This window comes from Mycobacterium sp. BK086 (assembly GCA_004362315.1).
Lineage (GTDB): Bacteria > Actinomycetota > Actinomycetes > Mycobacteriales > Mycobacteriaceae > Mycobacterium.
Window position 1 is genome coordinate 511,137 of the sequence record SNWL01000006.1, and the last position, 16,195, is coordinate 527,331.

The 16,195-nt window shown below is 67.9% G+C and carries 14 protein-coding genes; 8 read left to right on the top strand and 6 right to left on the bottom strand.

All coding sequences use genetic code 11. The features are described from left to right. Positions 1 to 14 precede the first annotated feature (14 nt). The 3 genes from EV580_RS23140 to EV580_RS23150 all read right to left on the bottom strand — a co-directional run bounded on the left by EV580_RS23140 (position 15) and on the right by EV580_RS23150 (position 3,451). Positions 15 to 950 carry a class I SAM-dependent methyltransferase gene (locus tag EV580_RS23140; protein WP_133693954.1) on the bottom strand — a complete coding sequence of 312 codons (936 nt, stop codon included), beginning with the start codon at positions 948 to 950 and terminating at the stop codon, positions 15 to 17. Between the two features lie 157 nt (positions 951 to 1,107). After that, positions 1,108 to 1,740, bottom strand: coding sequence for a TetR/AcrR family transcriptional regulator (locus tag EV580_RS23145; RefSeq protein WP_133693956.1), 633 nt, complete (start codon positions 1,738 to 1,740; stop codon positions 1,108 to 1,110). A gap of 310 nt (positions 1,741 to 2,050) precedes the next feature. Beyond that, positions 2,051 to 3,451: an aldehyde dehydrogenase family protein gene (locus tag EV580_RS23150; protein ID WP_133693958.1), complete on the bottom strand. Its 1,401-nt coding sequence runs from the start codon at positions 3,449 to 3,451 to the stop codon at positions 2,051 to 2,053. Positions 3,452 to 3,602: 151 nt separating this feature from the next. On the opposite strand from EV580_RS23150, the gene EV580_RS23155 reads away from it, so the two are divergent. Together EV580_RS23155 and EV580_RS23160 are read left to right on the top strand one after the other, a co-directional pair. Next, positions 3,603 to 4,163: a TetR/AcrR family transcriptional regulator gene (locus EV580_RS23155; protein WP_133693959.1), complete on the top strand. Its 561-nt coding sequence runs from the start codon at positions 3,603 to 3,605 to the stop codon at positions 4,161 to 4,163. Between the two features lie 2 nt (positions 4,164 to 4,165). Next, entirely contained in the window at positions 4,166 to 6,319 is a 2,154-nt protein-coding gene (locus EV580_RS23160; RefSeq protein WP_502703944.1) for an FUSC family protein, read from the top strand. Between the two features lie 46 nt (positions 6,320 to 6,365). Here the strand turns inward: EV580_RS23160 and EV580_RS23165 are convergent, their stop codons facing one another. Together EV580_RS23165 and ptsP are read right to left on the bottom strand one after the other, a co-directional pair. Next, positions 6,366 to 7,337: a pirin family protein gene (locus EV580_RS23165; RefSeq protein ID WP_133693962.1), complete on the bottom strand. Its 972-nt coding sequence runs from the start codon at positions 7,335 to 7,337 to the stop codon at positions 6,366 to 6,368. A 36-nt stretch (positions 7,338 to 7,373) separates the two neighbouring features. Beyond that, the gene (gene ptsP, locus EV580_RS23170; RefSeq protein WP_255496733.1) at positions 7,374 to 9,071 is read right to left on the bottom strand and encodes a phosphoenolpyruvate--protein phosphotransferase; all 1,698 of its coding nucleotides are present in this window, start codon (positions 9,069 to 9,071) and stop codon (positions 7,374 to 7,376) included. A 103-nt stretch (positions 9,072 to 9,174) separates the two neighbouring features. On the opposite strand from ptsP, the gene EV580_RS23175 reads away from it, so the two are divergent. The 6 genes from EV580_RS23175 to aqpZ all read left to right on the top strand — a co-directional run bounded on the left by EV580_RS23175 (position 9,175) and on the right by aqpZ (position 15,635). After that, positions 9,175 to 9,954: a DeoR/GlpR family DNA-binding transcription regulator gene (locus EV580_RS23175; RefSeq protein ID WP_133693964.1), complete on the top strand. Its 780-nt coding sequence runs from the start codon at positions 9,175 to 9,177 to the stop codon at positions 9,952 to 9,954. Further along, positions 9,951 to 10,925, top strand: coding sequence for a 1-phosphofructokinase (pfkB, locus tag EV580_RS23180; protein ID WP_133693966.1), 975 nt, complete (start codon positions 9,951 to 9,953; stop codon positions 10,923 to 10,925). The genes EV580_RS23175 and pfkB overlap by 4 nt, the downstream gene beginning before the upstream one ends. A 15-nt stretch (positions 10,926 to 10,940) precedes the next feature. Beyond that, entirely contained in the window at positions 10,941 to 12,977 is a 2,037-nt protein-coding gene (locus EV580_RS23185; protein WP_133693968.1) for a PTS fructose transporter subunit IIABC, read from the top strand. Positions 12,978 to 13,008: 31 nt separating this feature from the next. Further along, complete coding sequence (locus tag EV580_RS23190) at positions 13,009 to 13,266, top strand: HPr family phosphocarrier protein (RefSeq protein ID WP_133693969.1); 258 nt, start codon at positions 13,009 to 13,011, stop codon at positions 13,264 to 13,266. Positions 13,267 to 13,308: 42 nt separating this feature from the next. Then, positions 13,309 to 14,751, top strand: coding sequence for a chloride channel protein (locus EV580_RS23195; RefSeq protein WP_133693971.1), 1,443 nt, complete (start codon positions 13,309 to 13,311; stop codon positions 14,749 to 14,751). 113 nt (positions 14,752 to 14,864) lie between these two features. After that, on the top strand, positions 14,865 to 15,635 hold the full coding sequence (gene aqpZ / locus EV580_RS23200) for an aquaporin Z (RefSeq protein ID WP_133693973.1): 771 nt from the start codon (positions 14,865 to 14,867) through the stop codon (positions 15,633 to 15,635). Here the strand turns inward: aqpZ and EV580_RS23205 are convergent. Further along, entirely contained in the window at positions 15,632 to 16,174 is a 543-nt protein-coding gene (locus EV580_RS23205; protein ID WP_166654843.1) for a Dps family protein, read from the bottom strand. The genes aqpZ and EV580_RS23205 overlap by 4 nt on opposite strands. Positions 16,175 to 16,195 lie beyond the last annotated feature (21 nt).

Below are 16,195 nucleotides of genomic sequence, written 5' to 3' on the forward strand. Positions count from 1 at the left end.
CACCCGGGTTGGGGTCAGGCCTTCTGCGCGACGACGAAGGTCGAGAACGCGTCGGGATCGTCGGACATCGGCACCTCGACCCAGCGGCCCAGCCGGCGCATCACGTCGGTCGAGGGCTCACCCTTGGCGAGCCAGCCGTGGGCGTTGAGCCAGTCGGTTACATCGGCGCGATCCGCGTCGTTGTAGGTCAGGTTCTGCATGTCGATGGTGCGCTCGATACCGAGCTGGTCGGCGAACTTCTCGAACCGCTCGCGGGCCTGCTCGCGCCGCTCCTCGGAGTGGTGGCCCATGGTCTCGGCCGACACCCGGCTGCCGGGCGCGCTGAGTTCGGTGACGAGTTCGAACAACCGGTCCTGGGCGTCGGCGGGCAGGTACATCAGCAGGCCCTCGGCCAGCCAGGCGGTGGGCTGCGACGGGTCGAAACCCTGCTCGGTGAGTGCGGCCGGCCAGTCCTGGCGCAGGTCGACGGGAACCTCGTGGCGCTCGGCAGCCGGCCGCACGTCGTGTTCGGCCAGCTTCTTGGCCTTGTAGTCGAGCACCAGGGGCTGGTCGATCTCGAAGACGCGGGTGCCGGCCGGCCAGTCCAGCCGATAGGCACGCGAGTCCAGTCCCGACGCCAGGATCACGATCTGCCGGATACCGGCGGCGGTGGCATCGGTGAAGAACGCGTCGAAGAAGTGCGTGCGCACCGCCTGGTAGTTGAGCATGTGGGTGAGCATCGCGACGGCTTCGGGATCGGCGTCGGTCAGCCGATCCACGAGGGATGCGTCGAGGAAGTGCTCCCACATCCCGGTCCCGGCGCCCTCGACCAGGATCCGGGCGTACGGGTCCCGGATCAGCGGGTCGGGACGGTCGGTCTCGCTGGCGCGGGCGGCGGCCACCAATACGGCGGTCGAACCCACGCTTGTCGCGATGTCCCAGGTGTCGTCGTCAGTACGCAGAGTGCTCATGGCAGCGGTATCCCCAATTCGGCGTCGCTTTATCGGCTCGACACTGGTCCGCAGGCCCCGGAAGGGGGCGCATCAACCCAGTTCAGCCAGGGTTATACGACGATCGTACCGAGAAACTTAGCCTAGCTATGCGACTGTGGTGTATGTCACCGCGCGCCTAGCCGGCGTGCCAGGCCTTGCCGTTGAGCAGCTCGAGGAACTGGTCGGTGATCGCGACCAGCCGCTCGTTGTCACCCACGAATCCGGCGTAAAAGCCCAGACCCCACATCACGGCCATGAACATCTCCGCGGCCGCCTCGATATCGATGTCGGAACGAACCTCGCCCGACTCGATGGCGTCCTTGATGGCGGCCTTGATGTACCCGCGGGTGAACTCCCGCGAGTCATGGTTGGACTCGGCCAACTCCGGATGTCGCTCGGCCTCGAGCACGGCAGTCACCAGGAACGCAGCAACCGAGCGATCCTGGCCCTCGGCCGACACCACCGCCTGGATGAAGGCACGGATCCGGCCGGCGAGCGTCCCCTCACGCTGCGACTGCTGGACGGCGGCCTCGATGACCATGGCGTTGGTCTGGTCCACTACCTCTTGATAGAGCAGCCGTTTGCTGGCGAAGTAGTGGTTGATGGCGGGTCTGGTCAGGTCAGCACGGATGGCGATTGCCTGAAAGGTGGCAGCGTCGTATCCCAATTCGCTGAACACCTCGCGGGCAGCGCGCATGATGCGCTCGCGTGTTTCCGCGGCCTTAGCTGCTGGGGGGCGACCCGGGCCCCGACTCGCTGTATGCGGCACGGGTCAAATTGTGCCACAACCAAGGTAGAAATTTTGACGGCCGACAACATTTGCTCGCCCGTTCCAAATTAGAATTCCACTCATATTCAAACCGACCTGCGGAATCCGTTGCAGCTGCATCGTTTTGGCTCGTGATCCGTGTGCGGCCTGCGGTTTTCTTTTCGCATATCGGATAGCTGCCGTCACTGTAAATCTTTTGGAAATGAAATTCCGCATGAGAATTAGCTGAGAAGCGATTTGCGCGCGGGAGTTGGGCGTCAATACGCTACCGAGTGATGAAGGCATGTTTGCCGGAGGCGATTTTGGGGCTCTAGAACGCCTTTCGCATGAGCCTGATCGCACGATCAGTGTAAGGCGGGTACATGAGTTTCAAATCTAATTTGGTCGATTTGGCCAACACGGCGCGTCGGTGGCTCAGCGCCTCGAAGCCCCACTTGCCGTGATACGCCCCCATGCCGCTGGCTCCGACACCACCGAACGGAAGTTGCGGGACGAGGCAGTGGACCGCCACGTGGTTGACCACCGCACCGCCGGACGGCATCCGGTCGACGAGGTTCCGGGCCACCTGCTGCGAGCCCGTAAAGACGTACAGCGCCAGTGGCTTGGGCCGGGCATTCACGAACGCGACAGCTTCGTCTGGCGAATCCACCGCGATGATTGGAAGGATCGGACCGAAGATCTCGTCGGACATCACCGGGTCGTCTGCGGCGGGGTTGACGATCACGGTCGGATCGATCCGCAGCGCCGCCCGATCCGAGCCGCCGCCGGTGACCACGGTGCCGCTGGTCGCACTGATCAGTGACACCAGCCGATCGAACTGCCGCTCGTTCACGATCCGCAGCGACGGGTCCTTCTCCTCGGCGCGGAACTGCGCGATCGTCGCCACGATCTTGTCGGCGAGCTCCTTGGCGATCGTGCGATCGGCGAGCACATAGTCCGGGGCGATGCAGGTCTGGCCCGAGTTCAGCATCTTGATCCAGGCGATCCGCCGGGCTGCCACGTCGAGATCGGCGTCGGCGAGCACCACGACCGGGCTCTTTCCGCCCAGCTCCAGGGTGACCGGCGTCAACGTCGGCGCGGCGGCGGCCATGATCTTGCGGCCGATCTCGGTGCCACCGGTGAACAGCGCGTGGTCGAACCCCTGCGCCATCAGGTCCTGGGTGACCGTCGCGTCACCCTCGACCACCCGGATGGCCTCGGAGTCCAGGTACTCCGGGACCAGCCGCGCGATCAACGCCGAAGTGGCCGGCGCCAGCTCCGACGGCTTGATGACCATGCCGTTTCCGGCGGCGATCGCGGCGACCACCGGTGCCATGCACAGGTAGAACGGGTAATTCCACGGCCCGATCACCAGGATCACGCCCAGCGGGTCGTACTGCACCCAGGCCTTGCCCGGAAGTTGTGCCAACGGAAGCCCGTACCGCTGCGGCTTCACCCACTTCTTCAGGTGCTTGCGGGCGAAAGCGGCCTCGGCCTTCGTCGAGCCGATGTCACCGAGCCACGCCTCGAACGACGACCGGCCCAGATCGCTGGCCAGCGCTTCGGCGATCTCCGGCTCACGTTCTTCGCACATCCGCTCCACGGCGCGCAACTGCTCGGCACGCCACGTCAGCGAGCGGGTCCGGCCGCTGTTGAAAACTCGGCGCACGTCGGCGAGCACACCGGCGGCACCGCCCTCGGTGGCCTGGTCATTGGTGATCTGGACGGTCATGCCAACTCCTCGAATCGATCCCGTGTTTCCAGCTTGCCCCATCGCCGGCGTCGCGTCACAGGGGGCCTGGCAGCGGATCGGCACGAAATTGGCCACGAATACTGCACGTCACGGCCGTCTCTGCCGGGGCCGCGCACTATCGTCTTCTGTCATGGCCACCGTTGCCAACCGAGAGGCGTATTTCGAGACCGGCCTCGAGGTTCTCGCAGACGTGGGTTACGGCGGACTCAAACTTGCCGAAGTGTGCAACCGGCTCGGCGTGACGACCGGGTCGTTTTACCACTACTTCTCCAGTTGGCCGGCGTACACCCGAGACCTGGTTTCGTACTGGGTCCAGGACCGGACGGTCCGCCTGATCGGCGCGATCCGCGAGGTCTCCGACCCGCGCCGTCGCATCGAGGCGATCATCCAGGTCGGGTTGTCCCTGCCGCATGGGGCGGAGGCCGCCATCCGATCGTGGAGCTCGGTGGACCCGCACGTGCTCGCGGTGCAGACCGAGGTCGACCGCGCGCGCTTCAAGATCCTCTACGACTCGGCGATCGAGATCGTCGACGACACCCGCCAGGCCGAGGTCTACGCCGCCTGGGCGGTCTACGTCTTCGTCGGCTACGAGCAGGCCACCCTGCCGCGTGAGCCGGGGATGTTCGGCTGGATCGCCCGCTACATGCTCGACGCGCTCGATTCGGGCAGTTTCGCCAGCGTGCCGCGGTGAGCCTGGCTGCCCTGTGGCACCGGGCGGCCGAGCGAGTCAAGACACGCGACCCTGAAAACGACGGTGCGCGCCGCGCCCTGCGGGCAGCCGTCGTCGTCCCGATCGCCGCCGCGGTAAGTTTCGCCGTCGGCGGGGGCACGCAGACCCCGCTGTTCACGATCTTCAGGTCGATCGCGCTCCTGATCGTCACGGACTTCCCCGGCAATATGAACGCGCGGGCGCTCGCCTACAGCGGTCTGGGCGTCAACGGTGCGGTGCTGATCAGCCTGGGCACCCTGGCCGCACCCATCCCCTGGCTGGCGGTCACGCTGATGTTCGTCATCGGGGTGGCCGTCACGTTTTCCGGCGTGCTCAGCGAGATCGTCGCCGCCGGGCAGCGGGCCACCCTGCTGACGTTCGTGCTCCCGGTGTGCACGCCGGTGGGCCCACTCGGTGAGCGGCTGTTCGGCTGGCTGATCGCACTGGCGATCTGCGTGCCTGCCTCGTTGTTCCTCTTGCCGCCGCGACACCACGGCGAGCTGCGCCAGCACGCCGCCGCGGTCTGCGCGGTTCTTGCCAACCGGATCGAGGGCACCGCGTCGGGCGCCGACGTCACCACCGCCATGGACGCTCTTCGCGCCAACTTCCTCGGGGTCGCCTATCGGCCGGTGGCCCTGACCGCCGGCAGCCGCGCCCTGGTCCGGGTGGTCGACGACCTGCAATGGATCTGCGATCGGGTCACCGAGGACACCGGTCACCTGCTCGGGCCGATGCGCGAACCGGTGACGAGAGTGCTGCGGGATTGTGCCCGGGTCCTACGGATCACCCGGCCGGGCGCTCGGACCGGTGCACGCGCGCAACTGGCCGAGGCGTCGATCAACCTGCGCACGGTCGCGATCGGCAGCTACCGACAGGACATCGTCGACATCCTCGCCGAGCCCGACGACGCGGAAGCCGTCGCCCTGGGCCGCACCCTGCTGAATCGGCGCACGATCGGCGCGGCGGTCGGCGTCACGGGACGGCTGATCGCCAGCGCCGCGGCGGCCGACGCGCGGCCGGTGTGGGCGCGGGTGCTGGGCCGGCAGCTTCCCGAGACGGGGATCGCCGAACGGGTGTATTCGGAGACGACGGCCTTCACCGCATTGACCAGCGGCCACCTGGCGACTCGTTCGGTCACGGCCCGCAACAGCGTGCGGACCGGGCTGGGTCTGGCGCTGGCCGTGCTCGTCACGTTTGTGTTCCCGGTGCAGCACGGGTTCTGGGTGGTCCTCGGGGCGTTGTCGGTGCTGCGCAGCAGCGCGCTCACCACCGGCACCACCGTCCTGCGGGCGGTGACCGGCACGGTGATCGGCTTCGTCCTCGGCGCAATCGTCATCGAGCTGCTCGGCACCGACCCGATCGTGATGTGGATTCTCTTGCCGATGGTGGCCTTCGGGTCGGCCTATGTGCCCGAGATCGGTTCGTTCACCGCCAGCCAGGCCGCGTTCACGATGATGGTGCTGATCGTGTTCAACCTGATCGTCCCCAGTGGCTGGGCCGTCGGCCTGATCCGCATCGAGGACGTTGTGGTGGGCGCGTCGGTGGGTGTGGTCGTCTCGCTGCTGCTGTGGCCGCGCGGGATCAAATCCGCTGTGCAGCAGGCGATCGACGCCGTGCGCGAGGTCGGCTCCCGCTATCTGCGGGCCGCGGTGCTGCGGGTCACCCGCGGGGCATTCGAGCAGGCCGAGAACCAGGTCAACGCACTCAGCCACGACGCCTTGACGGCCTCGCGGACATTGGATGACGCCGTGCGCCAATACCTTTCAGAGAATGGCGGACCGACGGACTCCCGCGCGCCAGTGGTGCGGTCGTCCAGCCGCGCGGTCCGGTTGCGTGCCGCAGCCGATCTGATCGCCGATATCGTGCCGCCGCCGCTGGGCGTGTACCCGCGGGCGCGGGCTGTGCTCGAGGCCCACGCCGCCGCGCTGTGTGCCCGCTTCGACGGCAGCGGCGGAACCGGGCTGACCGCACCGATCAGTGACGATCTGGTGCCCGCGCTACGCGCCGAGGCCGGGGCCGGGGATCTGGCGGTATCGGCGGCACTGCCACTGGTCACCGCGGCGGCCAACATCGGCGAGCTCGAACTCACCTATCCGCCGGAGCTGGCCGCGGCCGGTACTGCGACGAGATCGACCTGAGGGCTGCGTTTTCGCGTGATCTACGACCACCAGGTCGATCTCGCGCTTACTTTCCGCGGTGCGGCATCAGCGCGCCGGGCGGGATGGTCCCGAACCGGCCCGCGTTGAAATCGTCCATCGCCTGGATGATCTCGGACTTGGAGTTCATCACGAATGGCCCGTACTGGAAGACCGGCTCACGAATCGGCTTGCCGCCCAACAGAAGAACCTCCATGGCCGGACGGTTGGAGTCCTGGCCGGGATCGGCGGCCACCGTGATGCGGTCACCGGGACCGAGTACGGCGAGCTGGCCCTGCTGAATGGGGTGGCCGATCGAACCGACCGTGCCGCGGCCCGACAACACGTACACCAACGCGTTGTACTCGCGCGGCCAGGGCATGTTCAGCTGGGCTCCTGGCTCGATGGTGCTGTGCGCCAAGGTGATCGGGGTGTGGGTCGCCCCTGGGCCGGCAAAGCCGTCGACGTCACCGGCGATGACGCGGACCAGCGCACCGCCGTCCTCCGAGGACAGGAGCCGGACCGCGGGACCCTCGATGGACTGGTAGCGCGGCTGCGCGAACTTGTCCTTGCGGGGCAGGTTGACCCACAACTGGATGCCGTGGAAGAGCCCGCCGCTCTCGACGAGTTCGGCCGGCGGCGTCTCGATGTGCAGGATGCCGGACCCTGCGGTCATCCACTGGGTGGCCCCGTCAGAGATGAGGCCGCCGCCGCCGTGCGAATCCTGATGGGCGAAGCGGCCGTCGATCATGTACGTGACGGTCTCGAAGCCGCGGTGCGGGTGCCAATCGGTGCCCTTGGGCTCGCCCGGCGAGTACTCGACTTCGCCCATCTGGTCCATGTGGACGAAGGGATCGAGTTCGGCGGCACTGACGCCGGCGAACGCGCGTACGACGGGAAAGCCTTCGCCTTCGAACCCGCGCGGTCCGGTGGTGACGGACCGAACGGGCCGTTCGGTATCGGTCGGGGCGGCTGCGCTCAGCCGCGGCAGGGACAACGTGTCTGCGGTAACTGCTGGCATGCCATCGATAACCGGACCGCGGTCCGATTAATTCCGTCAGCCCAGGACGCCGAGCGCCGCCGCCCGCGCCTCGGCCGCGCTCGCCGTGGTCAGCACGGCATCGGCGGCCTCGCGGCACTGCTGCAGGGTGACCGAGGCGAGCTTGGCGCCGACGCCGGTGACAGCGGCCGACGCCGCGGACAGTGACGTGATGCCCAGCCCGACCAGCACGCAGGCCAGCAGCGGGTCGGCAGCGGCCTCGCCGCAGACCCCGACCGGCTTTCCCCTGTTCGCGCCCGCGCGGGCGGTCTGCGCGACGAGCGCCAGCACACCGGGCTGCCAGGGATCGGTCAACGTGGCCAGCTCGGCCGACATCCGATCGGCGGCCATCGTGTACTGCGCCAGGTCATTGGTGCCGATTGAGAGGAATTCGACGTGGGCCAGGATGTGGTCGGCCAGGAGCGCGGCGGCCGGCACCTCGATCATCACACCGGGGACGAGGCCGCGCTGACGGGCCCGGTCGGCGAACCGCTTGGCCTCGTCGGGCGTGGCGATCATCGGTGCCATGACCCACGGCGGATTGCCGGTCTGCTCGGCGGCGGCCGCGATCGCGTCGAGTTGGCGCTCGAGGACTTCAGGGTGGATAGCCTCGATGCGGATTCCTCGGACGCCGAGTGCCGGGTTGGCCTCGTCGGGGTGACCGACGAACTTCAGCGGCTTGTCCGATCCCGCGTCCAGGGTGCGGATGACGACCTTGCATCCGGCGAAGGCGTCGAGCACCTCGCCGTAGATCGCGGCCTGTTCGTCGACGGTCGGTTCGGTGTCGCGGTTGAGGAAACACAGTTCGGTGCGGAACAGCCCGATGCCTTCGGCGGGAGTTTCCCGCGCGGCCCGGGCGGCGGCTCCGTCCTGGACGTTGGCCAGGATCGACACCGGGTGGCCATCGGCGGTCGCACCCGGACCCGTCCAGCCGGCCATCGCAGCGGCGACGGCTTCAGCGGCTTCGACCGCGGCGGTCGCGTCGGCCGGGTCAGGCGTCACGCTGATGGTGCCGCGGGTGCCGTCGATCAGGACGTCGGTGCCGGCCGGCACGTCATCGAGGCCGGAAACCGCAACCACACAAGGGATTCCGAGCTGTCGGGCAATGATCGCGGTGTGGCTGGTCGGCCCGCCGAGGGTGGTGGCAAGGCCGACGACGAGCGTCGGGTCCAGCCCCGCCGTGTCGGCGGGCGCCAGATCCTCCGCGCACAGGATGGCCGGCCGGTCCGGCACCGGAACGCCGGGCTCGGACAGGCCGCTGAGTTCAGCCACCACCCGGTCGCGGATATCGCGCAGATCGGTGACGCGTTCGGCCATCAACCCGCCCATCTGGGTGAAGAGGTCGACGAACTGGGCGACCGCGGCGGCGGTCGCGCGGACCGCGGGCGCCCCCTCCTTGATGCGCTTCTCGGCAGCACCCAGCCAGGCGCGGTCCTGCGCCAGCATCGCGGTGGCGGCCAGCACTTCGGAGGCGGCTCCGGTGGCGTGCGCGGCACGCTCCCGCAGTCGCTCGGCAACGGCGGCCGCGGCCGCGGCAAACCGCGTCGCCTCGCCGTCGCGCTTGTCCTCGGCGAGCTCGCCGCCCGGATCGAGGTCGTCGATGGCGGGAAGGCGGCCGGGGCGGATGACCGGCGCATAGCGGACGCCGGGGACGACCGGGACACCGGCGAGGACCGGTCCGGCACCGAGTGAGGTAGGTGTGGAAGAGGCGGTCATGTGAACTAGGTTACAACGATTCGTTGACAAGTCAACACGAACGGGAGTAAAACAACACATACCCACATCCGATTCGGCCACAAGCCCACACAAACGGAGAATTGTGTACCCGGAAGAACGTCAGCAGGCAATCGCCGCCCGAGTGCTGTCCCAGGGACGGGCCTCGGTGACCGAGCTCGCCCAGGCCTACGACGTCACGACCGAGACCGTCCGGCGTGACCTCGCGGTCCTGGACCGGGCCGGTGTGCTGCGGCGGGTGCACGGCGGCGCGGTCCCGGTGCGCGCGCTGCACGTGGTCGAGCCCGGCGTCGACGAGCGGGAGACCACCCGCGCCGATTACAAAGAGGCCATCGCCCGGGCCGCCGCGGAATTCCTGCCGCTGTCCGGGGCGACCGTGCTGTTCGACGCCGGCACCACCACCGCCCGCGTCGCGGCCCTGTTGCCGTCTGACCGGGAACTCGTGGCGGTCACCAATTCGGTGCCGATCGCGGCACGACTGGCCGCCATGCCGTCGATCAATCTGCAGCTGCTGGGCGGCCGGGTCCGCGGCCTGACCCAGGCGGCGGTCGGCGAGCCGGTGCTGCGCGCCCTGGATGCCCTGCGCGTGGACATCGCGTTCGTCGGCACCAACGGCATCACCGTCCGGCACGGACTCTCCACCCCCGACAGCGACGAGGCCGCCGTCAAGCGTGCGATCGTGCGTTGCGCCAATTATGTTGTTGTGCTTGCTGATTCATCGAAGATTGGCCGCGAGGAGTTCGTCAGCTTTGCCCCCATCGACAGCGTCGACGCCTTGATCACCGACCGCGAGATCAGTGCGGCCGATCGCGCGGCGCTGACCGACCAGGGCATCGAAGTCGTTGTGGCAGGGGAGGAATCATGATCGTCACCGTCACACCCAATCCCAGCATCGACCGCACCGTGACGTTGCCCGCCCAACTGGTGCGCGGCGCGGTGCACCGGGTGCAGTCGGTGACCAACGAGCCCGGCGGCAAGGGTGTCAACGTCGCACGGGCGCTGACGCTCGCCGGGCTGGACACCGTTGCGGTGCTGCCCGCGGCCAGGCACGACCCGATCATCGCCGCACTGGCGTCGTGCGGCGTTCCCTTCCACGCCGTGCCTATCGACGGCGCGGTGCGCACCAATCTCACGATCACCGAATCCGACGGCACCACAACGAAGATCAACGAGCCGGGCGCGGCGGTCGATGCTCCCGCGCTGGCCGCGCTGACCCAGGCAATCCTCGATCGCGCGGCGACGGCGCGGTGGGTGGTGCTGTCCGGTTCCTTGCCGCCCGGAATTCCGGACACCTGGTACGCGGATGTGGTGGCCCAATTGCAGCCCTACGAATGCAAAGTCGCCGTCGACACCTCGGATGCCCCGCTGGCCGCGCTGGCCGCCGGCTTCGCGACCGCCGCCCCCGACCTGATCAAACCCAACTCCGAGGAACTTGCCAGCTTGGCAGGCGTCGACGCACAGGCACTGGAAGACGCTCTGGCCCAGGGCAACCCAGATCCGGTCGTCGAGGCGGCCCGGCAACTGCTCGACCGCGGCGCCAAGACAGTGCTGGCCACCCTCGGTGCGGCCGGCGCACTGCTGGTCAACGACACCGGCAGCTGGTTGGCCACGCCGCCTCCGATCCAACCCAGGAGCACCGTCGGCGCCGGCGACTCCTCCCTCGCGGGCTACGTGCGCGCCGACGTCGGTGGTGCCCAGGCGCCGCAACGACTGCAGATGGCCGTTGCCTACGGCAGCGCCGCTGCGGCGCTTCCCGGTTCGGCGCTGCCGTCGCCGGCCGAGATCGACCTCGACGACGTCGCGGTGACGTCCCTGTCCCCGTATCCGACTGCCTGAGAATCAGAGAGCATCATGACGCATTCGACCACCTCCATCATCAGCACCGATCTGGTGCTCCTCGACGTCGACGCCGGGTCGGACAAGGAGTCGGTGATCGGCCGGCTCGCCACCCGGCTCGCCGAGAGCGGCCGGGTCAGTGACGGCGCGGCACTTCAAGCGGCCGCCATGGCGCGGGAAGCACAGTCCGCCACCGGCCTTCCCGGCGGTATCGCAATCCCGCACTGCCGGTCCGCGGCGGTCGCGAGTCCCTCGATCGGATTCGCCCGGCTGGCACCGAAGGTCGATTTCGGCGCACCGGACGGACCCGCGGATCTGGTGTTCCTGATCGCCGCGCCGGACGGCGCCGGTGCCGAGCACATGAAGCTGCTGTCCAGCCTGGCGCGCGCCTTGGTGCGGCCGGACTTCGTGCACTCGTTGCGCGAGGCCGCATCGGCCGAAGACGTGGTGGGCCTGGTCGACGGTGTGGTCAACCCCGAGGCGGCCGAGCCGGCCGCTCCTGCCGCCGCCGAACCCGCTCCGGCACAGACCAAGTCGATCGTCGCCATCACAGCGTGCCCAACCGGTATCGCCCACACCTACATGGCCGCCGACGCGCTGAAGCTGGCCGCCGAACGCGCCGGGGTGACGCTGACGGTCGAGACCCAGGGTTCCTCGGGCAGCACCCCGGTGAGCGCCGACACCATCAGCGGAGCCGACGCCGTCATTTTCGCCACCGATGTCGGGGTGAAGGACCGGCAGCGGTTCGCAGGCAAGCCGGTGATCGCCTCCGGCGTCAAGCGAGCCATCAACGAACCCGACACCATGATCGCCGAAGCTGTTGCCGCATCGGATAATCCGAAGGCGCCGCGGGTAGAGGGCACCGCCGCCGCGGCCGACAGCGGCGCGCCCGCGGGCGGGGTCGGGTGGGGAACGCGGATCCGGCAGATCCTGCTGACCGGCGTGAGTTACATGATCCCGTTCGTGGCCGCAGGCGGTCTGCTGATCGCGCTCGGTTTCCTGTTGGCCGGTGCCGACATCGCGAGCAAACCCGAGGGCAAGACGGACTCGTGGGGCCACATCATGGCCCTCACGAACTCTCTGACGAATCTGCCGGAGCCCCTTCGCCAACTGCCTGCATGGTTGCAACCCGTCAATCCGCTCGCCACATATCTCGGCGCGGTGCTCTTCACCCTCGGCGGGCTGGCGTTCAGCTTCCTGGTTCCGGCGCTGGCGGGCTACATCTCGTTCGCGGTCGCCGACCGGCCCGGTATCGCACCGGGTTTCACCGCGGGTGCGGTGGCGGTGTTAGTCGGCGGCGGTTTCATCGGCGGTATCGTCGGCGGCCTGATCGCGGGCTTTGCGGCCCTGTGGATCAGCCGCATCAATGTGCCGCAATGGCTCCGCGGTCTGATGCCGGTGGTGATCATCCCGCTGTTCGCCTCACTCGTCGTCGGCCTGCTGATGTTCCTGCTGCTCGGCCGCCCGCTGGCCGCCATCACCTCGGGTCTGACCAACTGGCTGAACGGCATGACCGGCGGTTCGGTCATCATTCTCGGCATCATCCTGGGCTTGATGATGTGCTTCGACCTCGGTGGCCCGGTCAACAAGGCCGCCTACGCTTTCGCGGTCGCGGGCCTCAACGTCGCCGACCCCGCGTCGCTGCGGATCATGGCCGCGGTGATGGCCGCCGGCATGGTGCCGCCGCTGGCGATGGCGCTGGCCACCACCATCCGGCCCGGCCTGTTCAGTGAGCCGGAGCGTGAGAACGGCCGTGCCGCTTGGCTGTTGGGCGCCTCATTCATCTCCGAGGGGGCGATCCCGTTCGCCGCAGCCGATCCACTGCGGGTCATCCCATCGATGATGGCCGGCGGCGCCGTCACCGGCGCGCTGATCATGGCCTTCGGGGTCTCCCAGACTGTGCCGCACGGCGGGCTCTTCGTGTTCTTCGCGATCGGCAAGCTGGTCTGGTTCCTGGTGGCGCTGGCCGCCGGCACCGTCGTCAGCGCCTTCGCCGTGCTGGGCGCCAAACAGTTCGTCCGCAATACGTCCGCCGCACCGGCGACCGCCTAGTCAGTTTCGACCACAACAACGAAGGAGTCCCATGCACACCAAGACCGTCATCGTCGGATCGGCGATCGGCCTGCACGCCCGCCCGGCCGCGATCATCTCCGAAGCCGTTGTCAACGCCGGTGTTCCGGTGACGTTGTCGCTGGACGGTGGCGAGCCGGTGGATGCCGGTTCCGCGCTGATGATCATGACCCTGGGGGCCGGTAACGGCGCACAGGTCACCGTCGCCTCCGAGGACGAGGCGGCGTGCGCGACGATCGCCGACCTGGTCCAGAAGGACCTCGACGCCTGACGTTGCGGCTCAGGCGTTCTGGGCGCTGCTAACATCCGCACCATGGCCCAGGCGCCCACCAGTAAGGCAGGCGGACCGCTGGGCGAATTCCTGCGAGAGTCGCCCTACCTGAGAAAATGGCTGATTCTCGGGGTGGCGATCGGCATCATCGCCGGACTCGGCGCCGTGGTCTTCTTCCTCGCCCTGCAGTACACCGGCCAGTTCCTGCTCGGATATCTCGGCGGCTATCACCCGCCCGAGGCCTTCGCCGACGGCGGCGGCACCGGGTCGGCCGGCTTCGCCCGACCGTGGGCCATCCCACTGATCGTGTTCGGAGGCGCGCTCGTTTCGGCGGTCCTGGTGGCCAAGCTGGCGCCGGAGGCCGAGGGTCACGGCACCGACAGCGCCATCGAAGCCGTCCACACCGATCCCCGCTCGATTCGCGTGCGCGCGGTGCTGGTCAAGCTGGTCTCCAGCGCACTGACGATCGGCTCCGGCGGATCAGCCGGCCGCGAGGGGCCCACCGCCCAGATCTCGGCCGGGTTCGGGTCGCTACTGACGCGGATGTTCGACCTGTCCGACGACGACGGCCGGGTCGCCGTCTCGCTGGGCATCGGCTCCGGGATCGGCGCGATCTTCGGCGCGCCCCTCGGCGGCGCGGTGCTGGCCGCTTCGATCGTCTACCGCGAAGATTTCGACTACAAAGCACTGATTCCCGGCTTCGTCACCTCAGGGACCGCCTACGCCATCTACGGCTCGATCCTCGGTTTCGAGCCGATGTTCGGATTCGTCGAGCACAACTACGTCTTCGACCCCGCCCAGCTGGGCTGGTTCGCCCTCATCGGAATCGTCTCGGCGGCAATCGGATACCTGTACGCCCGAGTGTTCTACGGCACGGTGGCGCTGACCCGCGCGCTGCCTGGCAACAAGATCATCAAGCCCGCCATCGGCGGTCTGCTGGTCGGCTTACTGGCCCTGGCCATTCCGCAGATCCTGTCGAGCGGCTACGGCTGGGTACAGATCGCGACGACGCGGGAGGGTCTGCTGTCGATCCCGTTGTGGATCGTGCTCGTGCTCCCGCTCGCCAAGATCGTTGCGACGTCGCTGTCGATCGGAAGTGGCGGTTCCGGAGGAATTTTCGGCCCCGGCATCGTGATCGGCGCGTTCGTGGGCGCGGCAATATGGCGGCTGGCCGATCTGGCAGGCATGCCTGCGGTTCCGGGCGGGCCGGGCGTCTTCGTCATCGCCGGCATGATGGCCTGCTTCGGCAGTGTGGCCCACGCACCTCTTGCGGTCATGCTCATGGTCGCCGAGATGACCGGATCGTTCTCCGTGATTCCCGGAGCGATGGTCGCCGTCGGCATCGCCTACCTGATCATCATCCGCACGCCGGTGTCGATTTATCAGGCGCAGCGGCTCAACCGTGAAACCGCAGCCGCCGAACGCATCAACGTCCCCGCGCCGGAGATCCTCGCCACCAGCGAGGATGACGAGCCCCAGAAGTAACAGCTCGGGACACTGTCACAACACGATTCAGCAAAGCTACGTGTGCTATTGCTCGTCGCCGTGGGATATTTCACCAAGGCACGGACCCGATTCAATGGCGAAGGGGTTTACCAGTGAACGCTCCCACAATGGCGCACCGACTGGCCGCAGAATTCGTCGGCACCTTCTGGTTGGTTCTCGGCGGCTGCGGCGCAGCGGTATTCGCGGCGAACCCGGCCGGTGACCTTTCCGTCGGTATCGGATTCCTCGGGGTATCACTCGCTTTCGGCCTGACAGTACTTACCGGCGTATATGCATTCGGCACAATCTCAGGCGGCCACTTCAACCCGGCCGTGACGCTGGGCGCGGCATTGGCCAAGCGCGTGGAGTGGAAGGCGCTTCCGGCGTATTGGGTGGTGCAGGTGGTCGGCGGCCTGGCGGCCGGCGGCGTCATCTACTGGATCGCCAAGGGCAGACCTGATTTCACGCCGACCGGGCACATGGCCGCCAACGGGTTCGGTGAGCATTCGCCCTTCGGCTATTCGATGGCCGCGGTGATCATCGCCGAGGTTCTGCTGACGTTCCTGTTCCTGCTCGTGATCCTCGGTGCGACCGACGACCGCGCGCCAAAGGGGTTCGCGGGCTTGGCGATCGGCTTGATGCTCACGCTGATCCACCTGATCTCGATCCCGATCTCGAACACGTCGGTCAACCCGGCCCGCTCGACCGGCGTCGCCTTCTTCAACGCCGACGGGGCCCCCGCACAGCTGTGGGTGTTCTGGCTGGCCCCGCTTCTCGGCGCAGCCTTGGCCGGCGTGCTCTACCCGGTGTTGTTCGGCCGCAAGGAAGAACTCGCCGAGCGGCCGGTTCGCGACGACGCCCTAGAGGCGGCGAGCGCCAGCTAGCGCGCAGCTTTGGCGGCGCCCTTCTCCGTCGACTTGCCCTCGTGTTCCAATGTGCCGCCGGCACTTTCGAGATGGGCCCGCACAAACCACTGGAACTTCTCCAGCTCGGCAGCATGACCGATGAGGATGTCCTGGGTCACCGGATCCGGCTCTTCGGTAGCCTCGATGCCCTTGCGGGTATCCTCGATCACGCCGTCGTAGACCAGGTCGAGGGCAGCCAGATGCGCCTGCACGGTGTCCCGGCCGAGGGAATAGTCGTCCCACGTGCGATCTTTGAGGATCGCGCCCGGAGTGCCCTGAGGTGACGCGCCGAGTGTGGCGATCCGCTCGGCGACCTCGTCGGCGTAACCACGGACGAGTTCGACCTGCGGGTCGATCATCTCGTGCACGCCGATGAAGTTGGGGCCCACCACATTCCAGTGCACGTGCTTCAGAGTCAGGTGCAGGTCGTTGTATGTGCTCAACTGCTTCTGCAGGAGATCAGTGACCTTGCGAGTATCGGCTTTCGACATCCCGGCGACGGTGAATTTCGAACCCATTTTTTCGCTCCCTTCGCGTTC

Bases quoted from the DNA above. Each gene is read 5' to 3' on its own strand.
- ptsP (WP_255496733.1), bottom strand. From the start codon at position 9,071: ATGACCGCCTCTTCCACACCTACCTCACTCGGTGCCGGACCGGTCCTC.
- pfkB (WP_133693966.1), top strand. From the start codon at position 9,951: ATGATCGTCACCGTCACACCCAATCCCAGCATCGACCGCACCGTGACG.
- EV580_RS23190 (WP_133693969.1), top strand. From the start codon at position 13,009: ATGCACACCAAGACCGTCATCGTCGGATCGGCGATCGGCCTGCACGCC.
- EV580_RS23185 (WP_133693968.1), top strand. From the start codon at position 10,941: ATGACGCATTCGACCACCTCCATCATCAGCACCGATCTGGTGCTCCTC.
- EV580_RS23150 (WP_133693958.1), bottom strand. From the start codon at position 3,451: ATGACCGTCCAGATCACCAATGACCAGGCCACCGAGGGCGGTGCCGCC.
- EV580_RS23165 (WP_133693962.1), bottom strand. From the start codon at position 7,337: ATGCCAGCAGTTACCGCAGACACGTTGTCCCTGCCGCGGCTGAGCGCA.
- EV580_RS23140 (WP_133693954.1), bottom strand. From the start codon at position 950: ATGAGCACTCTGCGTACTGACGACGACACCTGGGACATCGCGACAAGC.
- EV580_RS23205 (WP_166654843.1), bottom strand. From the start codon at position 16,174: ATGGGTTCGAAATTCACCGTCGCCGGGATGTCGAAAGCCGATACTCGC.
- EV580_RS23155 (WP_133693959.1), top strand. From the start codon at position 3,603: ATGGCCACCGTTGCCAACCGAGAGGCGTATTTCGAGACCGGCCTCGAG.
- EV580_RS23195 (WP_133693971.1), top strand. From the start codon at position 13,309: ATGGCCCAGGCGCCCACCAGTAAGGCAGGCGGACCGCTGGGCGAATTC.